Raw genomic sequence first — 13,537 nt, 5'->3', positions numbered from 1 at the left:
CCCGATGGCAGCGACGAACGGTACGTTCGGCGGCGCGACCCGCCAAACCGTACCGTCACTCTGTGTCAGAGTCGGTCGCCTCGTCGGAGCCGGCGGGCTCATCGGCCCCGTCCTGCTCGTCGGCGGGGCGCTGGCGGCGGGCCTTGCGGGCGGCCAGCCGCTCGGCGGCCGACGCCCGGGTCGACTTGTCCTCCAGGCGGTGGTCGGTGCCCCGGTTGCCGGGAACGAACTCCGCCCCCGCGTAGAGCGTCGGCTGCCAGTCGAACTCGCGCTCGCCGATGCGGACCAGGTCACCGGGTTGGGCGCCGGCCTTGGCGAGCTGCTCCTCCACACCGAGCCGGGCCAGCCGGTCGGCGAGGTACCCGATCGCCTCGTCGTTGTCGAAGTTGGTCTGGCGCACCCAGCGCTCCGGCCGGTCCCCCCGGACGGTGTACGAGCCGTCCGGCTGCGCCTCGATGGTGAACCCGGCGTCGTCGACCGCCCTCGGCCGGATCACGATCCGGGTCGGCTCCACGTCCGGGACCACCCGGGACTGCGCGACCAGCTCCGCCATCGCGTACGTGAGCTCCTTGAGCCCCTCGCGGGTCGCCGCGGAGACCTCGAACACCCGCAGCCCCCGGGCGTCCAGGTCGGGCCGGACGATCTCGGCCAGGTCCCGCCCGTCCGGCACGTCGACCTTGTTCAGCGCGACCAGCCGGGGCCGGTCGGCCAGCCCGCCGTACTCGGCCAGTTCCGCCTCGATGGCGTCGATGTCGGCGACCGGGTCCCGGCCGGGCTCCAGGGTGGCGGTGTCGATCACGTGCACCAGCACGGCGCAGCGCTCGACGTGCCGCAGGAACTCCAGCCCGAGCCCCTTGCCGGTGGCCGCCCCGGGGATCAGCCCCGGCACGTCGGCGACGGTGAAGGTGTGGTTGTCCAGCCGGACCACGCCGAGGTTGGGCACCAGCGTGGTGAACGGGTAGTCGGCGATCTTCGGCTTGGCGGCGGAGAGCACCGAGATCAGCGACGACTTGCCGGCGGACGGGAAGCCCACCAGGCCGACGTCGGCGACGCTCTTCAGCTCCAGCACCACGTCGAGGCGGTCACCGGGCTCGCCCAGTTCGGCGAAGCCGGGCGCCTTACGCCGGGCGTTGGCCAGCGAGGCGTTGCCGCGTCCGCCCCGGCCGCCCCGGGCCACCTCGATGGTGGTGCCGGCGCCGACCAGGTCGGCCAGCACGGTCCCGTCGGGGGCGTGCACGACCGTCCCGTCCGGAACCTTGAGCACCAGGTCGCGGCCGTTGGCCCCGTCCCGGTTCGAGCCGGCGCCACCCGTGCCGTTCTCCGCCTTGACGTGCGGGCGGAAGTGGAAGTCGAGCAGCGTGTGCACCTGCGGGTCGACCATCAGCGAGACGCTGCCGCCGTGCCCGCCGTTGCCGCCGTCGGGGCCGCCGAAGGGCTTGAACTTCTCCCGGTGGATCGAGACACAACCGTGCCCGCCGTCGCCGGCCTGCAGGTGCAGGACGACCCGGTCAACGAACGTCGCCACGTCGCAGTCCTTCCCACGGGGTTCGTCCCCGCGCGTGAGATCCACCGGTCGGAGCGGCCCCGTCCGGTCGGAGAAAAGGCGAAGCGGGCCGGGACCCACCGGTCCGCGGCCCGCTTCGCCGTGAGACTACTGCTCCGCCGGTACGATGCTGACGGTCTTGCGACCGCGCTTGGTACCGAACTGGACCGAGCCGGCGGCCAGCGCGAAGAGCGTGTCGTCTCCGCCACGGCCGACCAGGTCACCGGGGTGGAACTTGGTGCCCCGCTGCCGGATGAGGATCTCACCCGCGCTGACCACCTGACCACCGAAGCGCTTCACGCCGAGCCGCTGGGCCGCGGAGTCACGGCCGTTACGCGAGCTGGACGCACCCTTTTTGTGAGCCATTGGAGGACGACCTACTTCCCGCTGGAGATGCCGGTCACCTTCACCTGGGTCAGCGGCTGGCGGTGACCCTGGCGCTTGTGGTAGCCGGTCTTGTTCTTGAACTTGTGGATCCGGATCTTCGGGCCCTTGGTGTGGGCGGCGATCTCGCCGGACACCGCGACCTTGGCGAGCTTGGCCGCGTCGGTCACCAGGTCGTCACCGTCGACGAGGAGCACCGCGGTGAGCTGCACCGCGTCGCCGGGGGCACCGACGAGCTTCTCGACCTCGATCACGTCGCCCTCGGCGACCTTGTACTGCTTGCCGCCGGTCTTGACGATCGCGTACATCGGAGGCGGACTCCCTGTCGTTGAGGCTGCTGGCGGTCGTTCCCGCTCCGACGCGCCGGTCGGTGTGACACGCCGGCTGGTGTGGCACGCCGTGGTCTGCACGTCGTGGGCCGGCACGCCGTGGTGTGCACACCGGTCGCCGTGGGCACGGCGGCCCGGGCAGCGAGAACTCAGCGCACCAAAAGTGCGCCGCAAGATAGCGTACGCCATCCCCACCCCGACGCCCAAACCGCCCACCCCTTTTTCGCTGGCCGGCGGGGCGGGGCGGGGCCGGGCTCAGCGGGCGCAGAGTTGGTCGAGGCGCTGCCGGAGGCGTTCTAGGTCGGCCTCGTCGATCTCGTCGACGTCGGCGCCCTTCGCCTCCACCTCGTCGGCCATGTCGGTGAGCAGCGTCTTCAACGGCGGGTCGGTCGCCCGCGTCGACAGCTCACGCAGCGCGCTCCGCCAGCCGGTGAGAGCCGCCCCGGCCCGGTCCCGGGCGGCCTGGGCGCCCGGAGCGTCCTCGGCCCCGGTCGCGGCCACCATCTGGCCCAGTTCGTCGACGTACGTCTGCACCGCCAGCGTGCCGGCCTGCTGGGCGGCGGCGCACACCTGGGACGCGCTGGCCCCGGCCGAGGGCAGGGCGACGGCGGGGCCGGCCGGGGCCGCCGGGCCCGGCGGGGCGGGGTCCGGGTCGGCGGAACAGCCCACCCCGGCCAGCAGGACCAGGGGGACGACGGCGGTGGCGAGCAGGCGGCGCATGTGGTTCTCCTAGCCGGGGTGACCGGTCAGGCCGGTGGGGCGGGGTCGGACGGGTACGACAAGGGCCCCTCCCCCGGTGTCACCGAGAGAAGGGGCCCTGTCACCATGCCAGACCCGTCAACCCGTCAGGGACGGGTACGCCGACGTGCGCCCGTGCGCCGGGCCCGGCGACGGCCCGTACCGTCCGCCTCGCCCTCCCCGTCGCCGAGCGCGTCCGGGTCGTCCGGGGCCGCCAGCCGGGCGGACTCGCCGGACTGGGCGTCGGCGATCTCCGGCGCGGCGGCGGTCTCCGTCTCGTACCGGGACAGGTCGTAGCCCATCGTGTCGTGGTAGTCGGCTTCGCCGCCGGTCTCCGGGGTCTCGGCGATCTCGGCCACGGTCCGCTCCGGCGGGGCGCTCTTGCGGCCCCGCCGCCGGGACGAACCGGCAGCGGCCGGCTCCGCCGGGGCGGCGACCGCGGAGGCCACCGCCTTGACCTTCTCGCCCGCGCCCGCGCCACCGGCCCGGGGCTTCTCCGGCACCGGCTCGGTGTGGATGATCAGCCCCCGGCCCTTGCAGCACTCGCAGTTCTCGCTGAACGCCTCCAGCAGCCCCGCGCCGATCCGCTTGCGGGTCATCTGCACCAGGCCCAGCGAGGTGATCTCGGTGACCTGGTGCTTGGTCCGGTCCCGGCCGAGGCACTCGGTGAGCCGCCGCAGCACCAGCTCCCGGTTCGACTCCAGCACCATGTCGATGAAGTCGATCACCACGATGCCACCGATGTCGCGCAGCCGGAGCTGACGGACGATCTCCTCGGCGGCCTCCAGGTTGTTCCGGGTGACCGTCTCCTCCAGGTTGCCCCCGGCACCGGTGTACTTGCCGGTGTTCACGTCGACCACGGTCATCGCCTCGGTCCGGTCGATCACCAGGTGACCGCCGGAGGGGAGGAAGACCTTGCGGTCCAGGCCCTTGAGGATCTGCTCGTCGATCCGGTACTCGGCGAAGACGTCGGTGGTGCCGGCGTGCCGGCGCAGCCGCTCCACCAGGTCCGGGGAGACGTGCGACAGGTACGACTCGACCATGCCGAACGCCTCGTCGCCCTCGATGACCAGCTCGCGGAAGTCCTCGTTGAACAGGTCACGGACCACCCGGATGACCAGGTCGGGCTCCTCGTAGAGCAGCACCGGGGCGCCACCGGAGGCGGCCTTGGCCTGGATGTCCTCCCACTGGGCCTGGAGCCGCTTGACGTCACGGGCCAACTCGTCCTCGCTGGCCCCCTCGGCGGCCGTCCGGACGATCACGCCGGCGCCGTCCGGGACCAGCTTCTTCAGCGCGTCCCGCAGCCGCTTGCGCTCGGTGTCGGGCAGCTTGCGGCTGATCCCCGAGGCGTTGCCGTTGGGAACGTAGACCAGGTGCCGGCCGGAGAGCGCGATGTGGCTGGTCAGCCGGGCGCCCTTGTGCCCGATCGGGTCCTTGGTGACCTGCACCAGCACCGAGTCGCCGGACCGGAGCGCCTGCTCGATCGAGCGGGCCCGCCCCTCCAGGCCGGTGGTGTCCCAGTTCACCTCGCCGGCGTACAGCACGGCGTTGCGCCCCCGGCCGATGTCGACGAAGGCCGCCTCCATGCTCGGCAGGACGTTCTGCACCTTGCCGAGGTAGACGTTGCCGGCCATGGTGCCGGCGGAGTTGCGGGTCACGTAGTGCTCGACCAGCACCCCGTCCTCCAGGACGGCGATCTGGGTCCGGTCGCCGCGCTGGCGTACCGCCATCACCCGGTCGACCGCCTCGCGGCGGGCCAGGAACTCCGACTCGCTCAGGATCGGCGGACGGGTACGACGCTGCTCACGGCCGTCCCGGCGGCGCTGGCGCTTGGCCTCCAGCCGGGTCGACCCGGAGACGCCCTGGACCTCGTCGACGGCCTTGCGCGGTTCGCGGATCTTGACCACGGTCGGCACGCCGTCGTCGGCGGCCCCCTCGGCCTCGCCGGCACCCCGACGACGGCGGCGACGCCGGCGGCGGGTCAGCCCGTCGCCACCGTCCTCCTCCTCGTCGCCCTCGTCCGTCTCGGCCTCGGTTTCGGCCCCCTCGGCCTGGACCGGCTCCTCGGACTCCTCGTCCTCGGCCTCGTCCGCGCCGCCCTTGCCCCGGCCCCGACCCCGACGGCCCCGCCGCCGGCGGCGCCGGCCGGCGCCCAGCTCGTCCTCGTCCTCGTCGGCCTCGGCGGTCTCGTCGGCCTCGTCGGTCGGCTCCTCCTCCACCTCGACGACCTCGACCGGCTCGGCCTCGCGGCGGCCCCGGCGACGGCGGCGGCCCGGCTCGGCCGGCTCCTCGGCGGCGGCGGGCTCCGGCTCGACGGCGGGGGTCACCGGCTCGACCGCCCGGGGCGGCGGCAGTTCCTCCGGCTGCGGGGCCATGAACAGCACGGTCGGCGCGGAGAGCACCGCACGACGCCGCCGGGTGCGCGGCTCGGCGGGCGGGGTGGGCTCGGCGGCGGGCTCCGCCGCCTCGGCGGTCGGCGCGGCCGGCTCGACGGCCGGCCCGGTCGGCTCCGTCGGCTCGACGCCCGGCGGCACCTCGCCGGAGCGCGCCTGGGCGCCGCTGCCCCGGGTGCGCCGCCGGCCGGCGGCGGGCGCGGGCTCCGACGTGACGGGGGCGGGCTCCGGCTCCGGGGTGGCGGGGGTCGGCTCGGCGGCGACCGGCTCCACCGGCTCGCCGGGCGCCACGTCCGCGTCGGCCGGGGCCGGCGCGGCCTCGGCGACGGGCTCGACCGGCGCGACGGCCTTCTTCCGGCGGGTCCGGGTCACCTTGACCGGCGGTACGACCTCCGCGGAGGCCTCCTCCGCACCGGTGACGACCAGCGGCTCCTCGGCCGCCTTCTGCGTGGTGGTGGCCTTGCGGCGGCGACGCGGGGTCTTCGGCGCGGTGTCCAGGTCCCCGGTTACCGGGGCGAGCACCTCGGCCTGGGGCGCCTCCCCGCTGGCCGCTGCGGTGGCGCTGGACGCCTCGACCGGAGCGTCGGTCTGCTCCGGCGGGCTGACCGGGGCCACCTTGCGGCGGGTGGTCCGGGTCCGGCGTTTCGGCGCGTCCTCGGCGACCGGCTCGCCGACGGCGGCGCTGGCCGCGCCGATCTCCGCCGAACCGGTCACGGTCGGGCTCTCCGCCTCGACCGGCGCGGCGGCGGTGCCGCTGCGGTCCGTGCTGCCGCCTCCGGCAGCGGTGGTACCCGGGGTGCCGCCTCCGGCGGCGGTGGTGTCGGTGGTCTCGCCGGCCGACGGGGAAACGGGCTGTTCGCCGCCCTCGGGCTCGTTCTCGAGCATGGACGTTCTCCAGTTCTGGCTACCCCGGGCGCGGGTGAGCGCTGCCACGCAGGGTCGCCGCAAAAGTGTTCCGCGAGCGCGCGATGTGCGCGACCGCCGAAGTCTGCCTGCCTCGAACGCTGACCGTCGGTCAACGCTCGCCGATGGCTGCCCCGTCGCGGTCCGCCTCCAACGGATCCACGATCGCACCCTGCGCGGTCAGCGTGCCCTGCGCCAGTCGGGTCACCCGAGGTGAGACCGGCGGCTCCAGGTCGGCCACCACGCGGAGGCCGGTAAGGACGTCATCGGGCCGCACGGACGGGGTGACCTGCCGTACGACCAGTTCGAGTATCGCACACGGTACGGCCGTGTTCTCGGAAGGCGTCTCCGACGGCCCCACCAGATCGACGTGAATCACCGCACTCCGGGCGTCGAACGTCCGGCGGCCCTGCTTCGTCATCCGCTCTACCTGGACCTCCGCCGCCGCGGTGAACGCCGTCACCGCCGTGGCCAGCACCTCCGGCTCCACCCCGGGCAGCTCGATCCGCCAGTGGGACGCCTCGATCCGGTCGGCGAGACTGCCCGCCGAGGCCACCACGGCGTCGAGCACGTCGAGGCCGGGCGAGAGCGCCGCGTCCAGCGCCGCGCGCAGGGCCGCCGGGTCGACCGGCTCCCGGAGCCCGATCTCCAGGTACTCCGCCTCGCTGGCGACCCCGGTGGGCGCGGCGCTGGCGTACGAGATCTTGGGGTGCGGGGTGAAGCCCTGGGAGAAGGCGATCGGCACACCGGCCCGCCGCAGCGCGCGCTCGAAGGCGCGGGCGAAGTCCCGGTGCGAGGTGAAGCGCAGCGGCCCACGCTTGGCGTACCGGATCCGGACCCGCTGGACGACCGGCGCCTGGCCGCCCTCCGGCTGTGGTTTCCTGCTGATCGTCGTACTCCTCGTTCGGTCGTCACGTCGGTCACGGAGCCGGCGGCGTACCCGGGCGGGCCGCCGCCGGCAGGTTCCGTGATCGACCGCAGGTGGGGTGGGGGCGGTGCGGGCGCGGGGTCAGGCGGTGGGCACCCGCAGGCTGTTGACCGGGGTGAGCGGCAGCAGCTTCTTCCCGGTGGGGCCGATCTGGATCTCGGTGTCCATCGACGGGCAGACCCCGCAGTCGAAGCACGGGGTCCACCGGCAGTCGTCCTGCTCGTACTCGCCGAGCGCGTCCTGCCAGTCCTGCCAGAGCCAGTCCTTGTCCAGGCCGGAGTCGAGGTGGTCCCAGGGCAGGACCTCCAGCTCCTCACGCTCACGGGTGGTGTACCAGTCCAGGTCCACGCCGAAGGTCGGCAGCACCTCGTCGGCGGCCTCCACCCAGCGCTGGTACGAGAAGTGCTCGCTCCAGCCGTCGAACCGGCCGCCGTTCTCCCAGACCCGGCGGACCACCGCGCCGACCCGGCGGTCGCCCCGGGACAGCAGGCCCTCGATCAGCGACGGCTCGCCGTCGTGGTACCGGAAGCCGATCGCGCGGCCCAGCGACCGGTCCGCGTTGATCGCCTGCTTGAGCAGCCGGAGCCGGCCGTCGATGACCTCCGGCCGCTCCATCGGGGCCCACTGGAACGGGGTGTGCGGCTTCGGCACGAACCCGCCGATGGAGACCGTGCAGCGGATGTCCTTGCTGCCGGTGGCCGCCCGACCGGCCCGGATCACCTCGTGCGCCATGTCCGCGATCTCGAGGACGTCGGCGTCGGTCTCGGTGGGCAGGCCGCACATGAAGTAGAGCTTCACCTGCCGCCAGCCGTTGGTGTACGCGGTGACCACGGTGCGGATCAGGTCTTCCTTCGACACCATCTTGTTGATCACGCGCCGGATCCGCTCCGACCCGCCCTCCGGGGCGAAGGTCAGCCCGGTCCGCCGGCCGTTGCGGGACAGCTCCTGGGCCAGGTCGATGTTGAACGCGTCCACCCGGGTCGAGGGCAGCGACAGCGACACGTTGCTGCCCGCGTACTGCTCGGCCAGGCCGGAGCACATGTCACCGATCTCGGAGTGGTCGGCCGACGACAGCGACAGCAGACCCACCTCGGAGAAGCCGGAGAACTCCAGCCCCTCCCGCACCATCTGCCCCACCGTGGTGATCGACCGCTCCCGCACCGGGCGGGTGATCATGCCGGCCTGGCAGAACCGGCAGCCCCGGGTGCAGCCCCGGAAGATCTCCACCGCGAACCGCTCGTGCACCGTCTCGGCGAGCGGGACCAGGGGCTTCTTCGGGTACGGCCAGGCGTCCAGGTCCATGGTCGTGCGCTTGTGCACCCGGAACGGCACGTCCGCCCGGTTCGGCACGACCCGCTGGATCCGGCCGTCGGGCAGGTAGTCCACGTCGTAGAAGCGCGGCACGTAGACGCTCTCGGTGCGGGCCAGCCGCAGGAGCAGCTCGTCGCGGCCGCCGGGCGAGCCCTCCTCCTTCCACTGCCGGACGATCCCGGTGATCTCCAGGACCGCCTCCTCGCCGTCGCCGAGCACGGCGGCGTCGACGAAGTCGGCGATCGGCTCCGGGTTGAACGCGGCGTGCCCGCCGGCCACGATCACCGGGTCGGCGTCGGTCCGGTCGGCGGCCAGCAGCGGGATCCCGGCCAGGTCGATCGCGGTCAGCAGGTTGGTGTAGCCCAGCTCGGTGGCGAAGGAGACGCCGAAGACGTCGAAGTCGCGCACCGACCGGTGCGCGTCGACGGTGAACTGCGGCACGTCGTGTGCGCGCATCAGCGCCTCCAGGTCCGGCCAGACCGCGTACGTCCGCTCGGCCAGCACGTCCGGCAGCTCGTTGAGCACCTCGTAGAGGATCTGCACGCCCTGGTTGGGCAGGCCCACCTCGTACGCGTCCGGATACATCAGCGCCCACCGGACGGTCGCCGCGTCCCAGTCCTTGACCACCGCACCCAGCTCGCCACCGACGTACTGGATGGGCTTGGTCACCTGGGGCAGCAGCGGCTCCAGACGGGGCCAGACGGAGTTCGTCGCGACAGGGCGCGGCGTGGTCGACGGGACGCTCATGGACCCCAAGGGTACGCGCCCACCCGTCGACCACCGCGCCGCACCGCACCCACCGCTTTCGACCGCGTCCGTCGCCGCCGGGCGACGGCCCGTCCCCGGGCCGGATCCGACGGGCGGGCGGCCGGGTGTGTCGGCGTGGCACGTCGGTACTAACCTCGCAACCGGCGCGAGAGGAGATTGCCGCGATGCCGGAGCCGCAGCCGGAACACGACCGGCCGGCGGAGGGGGCCACCCCGGCGACGGGCGAGGGCCGGAATCCGGCGGTCGCCGACGGGCCGCCGTCCCCCGCACCACCGACCGCCGGTCCCCGGACCGGCCCGCAGGGCACGCGCAAGCTGCCCACGGTGGACGCCGACCGCACCACCCCGCCGGACGACACCGTCCGGGCGGAGCACCCGGCGCGCCGGGCCGACGAGCCCACGCGGGCCGACACCGGCGACCTCCCGGGTACGCCCGGTGCCGGGGCCAGCGGGCCGGGTGGTGGCGGGGCGCCGGACCCGGCCGACCAGGCCGGTGCGCCGGGGATGCCGCGCACCCGGGTGTGGGACGGGCCGGCCGAGGACCTGCTCGGGCACCGGGTGAGCGGGTCGGCGGCCGTCCCGCCACCGCCGCCCCGGCGACGGGTCTGGGGCCAGTCCGCCGAGCCCACCCCGCTGCCGCCCCGGCCCAGTGAGCCGCCACCGGAGGAGCAGACACCGGTGGACCCGTGGGCGGGGGCCGACACCAGCGGCTGGCACCTGCCCTCCACCAGCTATCCGGCGCTGCCCCCGACCCTGCTGCACCCCGCCGGCGAGCCGGACCCGGCGTCCCACCCCGCCCCACCGCAGCCGGGCCGCCCTCCCGCCGCGCCGCCCGAGCCGGCCTGGCCCGAGCCGCCGGCCCCGCGCACCCCATCCGAGCCGTACTCGCACACCCCGCCCGAGCCGTACCCGGTCGCCGGGTCCACCCCGCCCGAGCCGTACCGGTTCCCGGCGGCCGGGCACACCCCCGCCCCGCCGTACCAGCCGGGGCCCCCGGCCGCGCCGTATGCGCCACCACCGGCCGCACACCACCCGCCGTACGCCGGTCATCCGACGCCGCCGGTCGCCCGGCCGGTGTCCCCGCCGCCCCCGCCGGTCGCCGCCCGGCCGGTCTCCGTGCCGCCACCGGTGTCGCCGCCACCGCCCCGGCCGGTGTCACCGCCGGCCGGGCCGCCGGCCGCGCCGCCGGCCAACCCCTGGGCGGCGGGCCAGCGGCCCCCCGGTCATCCGCCGCCCGCCCCACCCCGCCGGCGCCGCCGGTGGCCGTTGCGGATGTTCATGACGTTCCTGCTCACCGTGGCCTGCTGCTGCGGCTGCCCGGCGTACTTCGGCAAGCCGGTCTGGGACCAGTACCCGGCCCGCGCGAGCCTGCCCGCCGAGGTCGCCGACCTGCGCCTGCGCCCCGACGGCGACGAGACGGTGCGCCGGCTGGAGACGGGCTTCGCCGAGGCGCACCTGTTGGCCACCGACACCTTCGGCGGCCTCTACACCACCCGCGACGGCAAGCGGGTGACGGTGGTCGGCGGCACCGGCCTGCGACTGACCCCGGAGAGCGACGCCGAGGGTGAGATCGAGCGGCTGACCGGCGACTACCAGCTCGGCGAGGCGACGGTGGTGGAGACCGGCGTCCGGGGACGGCACGTGCGCTGCGCCACCGGCCGCGCCGACGGCACCGCCGTGGTGGTCTGCGCCTCGGTCGACCACGGCAGCATCACCACCGCGGTCTTCACCCGCCTCTCCGTGGACGACAGCGCCGCCCTGCTCGGCACGCTCCGCAGCCAGATCATCACCGTGGAACAGGCGTGATGCCCAACACGTAAGGTTCTCACTTCTTGCCCACACGGAACCGGCCCCCGGGCCACCATCAGGACATGTCGCGGCGTTGGCTCTTCGCCGACCAGTTGGGGCCGCACTTCCTCGACGACCGGCACCAGCCGGTGCTGCTGATCGAGTCGAAGGCGGTCTTCCGGCGTCGGGTCTTCCACCGGCAGAAGGCGCACCTGGTGCTCTCCGCCCTGCGTCACCGCGCGGCGGAACTCGGCGACCAGGCGCGCTACCTGCGCGCCGAGACGTACCGCGACGGGCTGCGCCGGGTCCGCGAGCCGTTGGAGGTCTGCCACCCCACCTCCCGGCGGGCGCTGGACTTCGTCCGGCGGCAGGAGCGGGTGAGGGTGCTGCCGGCGCGCGGCTTCGTCACCGGCCTGGACGACTTCGCCGACTGGGCCGACGCCCGGCGGGGCGCGCTGCGCCTGGACGCGTTCTACCGGTTCGCCCGGCAGCGGCACGCCGTGCTGGTCGAGGGGGACGAGCCGACGGGCGGCCGGTGGAGCCTCGACCAGGGGAACCGGCACCCACCGCCGAAGGACGCCGACCACCTGCCGGTACCGGCCCCGCCGACGCCCCGCGAGGACGACATCGACGCCGAGGCCCGGGCCGACCTGGACCGCTGGGAGCGGGAGGGCATCCGGTTCGCCGGGCAGGACGGCCCGCGCCGGTTCCCGGCGACCCGCAGGGAGGCCCAGGCACGCCTGCGGCACTTCCTGCGGCACCGGCTGCCGCTGTTCGGCCCGTACGAGGACGCGATGCTCTCCACCGACCCGTGGCTGGCGCACAGCATGCTCTCCTCCTCGTTCAACCTGGGCCTGCTCGACCCGATGGAGGCGATCCGGGGCGCCGAGCAGGCGTACCGGGCGAAGGCGGCACCGCTGCCCAGCGTGGAGGGTTTCGTCCGGCAGCTCCTCGGCTGGCGGGACTTCGTCTGGAACCTGTACTGGTACCACGACGCCGGCTGGCGCGACAGCAACGCGCTGGCCGCCCGGCGCACCGTACCCGCCTGGTGGCAGGAGCTGGACGCCGACGCGGTCCGGGCACACTGCCTCACCGACGTGCTCAGCGGGGTCCGGGAGCACGGCTGGGTGCACCACGTCCCCCGGCTGATGGTGCTCGGCAACTACGCCCTGCAACGGGGCTGGCGGCCCGCCGAACTGGTGGACTGGTTCCACCGCAACTTCGTCGACGGGTACGAGTGGGTGATGACCGGCAACGTCATCGGCATGAGCCAGTACGCCGACCTCGGCCAGCTGACCACCAAGCCGTACGCCTCCGGCGGGACGTACATCAACCGGATGAGCGACTACTGCGGCGGCTGCCCGTACGACCCGAAGCGACCCCTCGGCGACACCGCCTGCCCGTTCACCGCCGGGTACTGGTCGTTCCTGCACCGCAACCGGCAGCGGATCCCCGGCAACGCCCGGATGGCCCGGTCGATCAAGCAGCTCGACCGGCTCACCGACGTCGACGCGGTGCTCGCGCAGGAGAAGCAGCGCGGCGACGCCGCCCCGTGACGACCGGAGGTCGTCCGCCGGCGCCGGCGGGACGGGTCAGGCGGGGGCCTCGCCCGGGGTGGGCTCGTCGCGCTTGGGCGCGTAGCGGGGCACGTACTCCTGGCCGGTGAGCTTCTGGATCTCGCTCATCAGCTCGTCGGTCATCTCCCGCAGCGAGGTCCGGTCGTCCGGCCGGCCGGTGAAGTCCAGCGGCTTGCCGAACCGTACCGTGATCTTGCCGGCGCCCGGCCGGGGCACCCGCGCGCCGATCGGCTGGACCTTCTCCGTGCCGATCATGCCGACCGGGACGATCGGCACCCCGGCGGCCACGGCCAGTCGGGCCGCGCCGGTGCGTCCCCGGTAGAGCCGGCCGTCCGGCGACCGGGTCCCCTCCGGGTAGATGGCCACCTGGTCACCACCCCGCAGGGCGGGGATGGCCGCGTCGAACGCCGACAGCGCCGCCCGCCCACCGGCCCGCTCGACCGGGATCGCGCCGAGGCCGGTCAAGACGAACCGGGAGAACGCGCCCTTCACGCCGGGGCCCTTGAAGTACTCCGACTTCGCCCAGAAGGCCAGGTGCCGGGGAACCACCGCGCCGAGGAACAACTCGTCGGCGACCGAGAGGTGGTTGCCGGCGAAGATGGCACCCCCGGACTTCGGGATGTGCTCCAGCCCCTCCACGGTGGGACGGAAGGCCAACCGCAGTGCGGGCCCCACGGTGAGCTTGCCGATCGTGTAGAGCAGCGGCACTGGTCCTCCGGACGGTCGTACCCCAACAGGCGGTGTGGTTGGCCGAGCGCTGTCACGTTAGCCGACGCCGTCACGCCCGCCCGATCGGGCCACCGTGCGCCCACCCCGGGTCCACGGCATCCGGGCGCACGTCGGCGCGCCGGAAACGCGGTCGACAAGGGGCCCCTC

The 13,537-nt window shown here is 74.4% G+C and carries 10 protein-coding genes; 2 read left to right on the top strand and 8 right to left on the bottom strand.

The features are described from left to right. Positions 1 to 55: 55 nt before the first annotated feature. From obgE to ACQUFX_RS00080, 7 genes are all read right to left on the bottom strand, one after another. Complete coding sequence (gene obgE, locus ACQUFX_RS00110) at positions 56 to 1,525, bottom strand: GTPase ObgE (protein ID WP_428963993.1); 1,470 nt, start codon at positions 1,523 to 1,525, stop codon at positions 56 to 58. 126 nt (positions 1,526 to 1,651) lie between these two features. After that, positions 1,652 to 1,909: a 50S ribosomal protein L27 gene (rpmA, locus tag ACQUFX_RS00105; protein WP_067359753.1), complete on the bottom strand. Its 258-nt coding sequence runs from the start codon at positions 1,907 to 1,909 to the stop codon at positions 1,652 to 1,654. Between the two features lie 11 nt (positions 1,910 to 1,920). Further along, complete coding sequence (rplU, locus tag ACQUFX_RS00100; RefSeq protein ID WP_275031453.1) at positions 1,921 to 2,235, bottom strand: 50S ribosomal protein L21; 315 nt, start codon at positions 2,233 to 2,235, stop codon at positions 1,921 to 1,923. A gap of 276 nt (positions 2,236 to 2,511) precedes the next feature. Next, complete coding sequence (locus ACQUFX_RS00095) at positions 2,512 to 2,976, bottom strand: hypothetical protein (protein ID WP_428963992.1); 465 nt, start codon at positions 2,974 to 2,976, stop codon at positions 2,512 to 2,514. Positions 2,977 to 3,101: 125 nt separating this feature from the next. Then, complete coding sequence (locus ACQUFX_RS00090) at positions 3,102 to 6,272, bottom strand: Rne/Rng family ribonuclease (protein ID WP_428963991.1); 3,171 nt, start codon at positions 6,270 to 6,272, stop codon at positions 3,102 to 3,104. Positions 6,273 to 6,402: 130 nt separating this feature from the next. After that, positions 6,403 to 7,122, bottom strand: a complete 720-nt coding sequence (locus ACQUFX_RS00085; protein ID WP_428966808.1) for a TIGR03936 family radical SAM-associated protein — start codon at positions 7,120 to 7,122, stop codon at positions 6,403 to 6,405. Between the two features lie 177 nt (positions 7,123 to 7,299). Further along, positions 7,300 to 9,276: a TIGR03960 family B12-binding radical SAM protein gene (locus ACQUFX_RS00080; protein WP_428963990.1), complete on the bottom strand. Its 1,977-nt coding sequence runs from the start codon at positions 9,274 to 9,276 to the stop codon at positions 7,300 to 7,302. 185 nt (positions 9,277 to 9,461) lie between these two features. Here ACQUFX_RS00080 and ACQUFX_RS00075 point away from each other — a divergent pair, with 185 nt between their 5' ends. After that, the gene (locus ACQUFX_RS00075; protein WP_428963989.1) at positions 9,462 to 11,102 is read left to right on the top strand and encodes a hypothetical protein; all 1,641 of its coding nucleotides are present in this window, start codon (positions 9,462 to 9,464) and stop codon (positions 11,100 to 11,102) included. A 65-nt stretch (positions 11,103 to 11,167) separates the two neighbouring features. Continuing rightward, positions 11,168 to 12,640 (top strand): cryptochrome/photolyase family protein, encoded by a 1,473-nt coding sequence (locus ACQUFX_RS00070; protein ID WP_428963988.1) that lies wholly within the window; start codon positions 11,168 to 11,170, stop codon positions 12,638 to 12,640. 36 nt (positions 12,641 to 12,676) lie between these two features. Here the strand turns inward: ACQUFX_RS00070 and ACQUFX_RS00065 are convergent, their stop codons facing one another. Further along, a complete protein-coding gene (locus ACQUFX_RS00065) occupies positions 12,677 to 13,369 on the bottom strand; it encodes a lysophospholipid acyltransferase family protein (protein ID WP_428963987.1) in 693 nt (230 codons plus the stop codon). Positions 13,370 to 13,537: the final 168 nt, after the last annotated feature.

It is taken from the genome of Micromonospora fluostatini (genome assembly GCF_050410825.1).
Classification (GTDB): domain Bacteria; phylum Actinomycetota; class Actinomycetes; order Mycobacteriales; family Micromonosporaceae; genus Micromonospora; species Micromonospora rosaria.
This window is presented reverse-complemented; position numbering and strand designations above follow the sequence as displayed.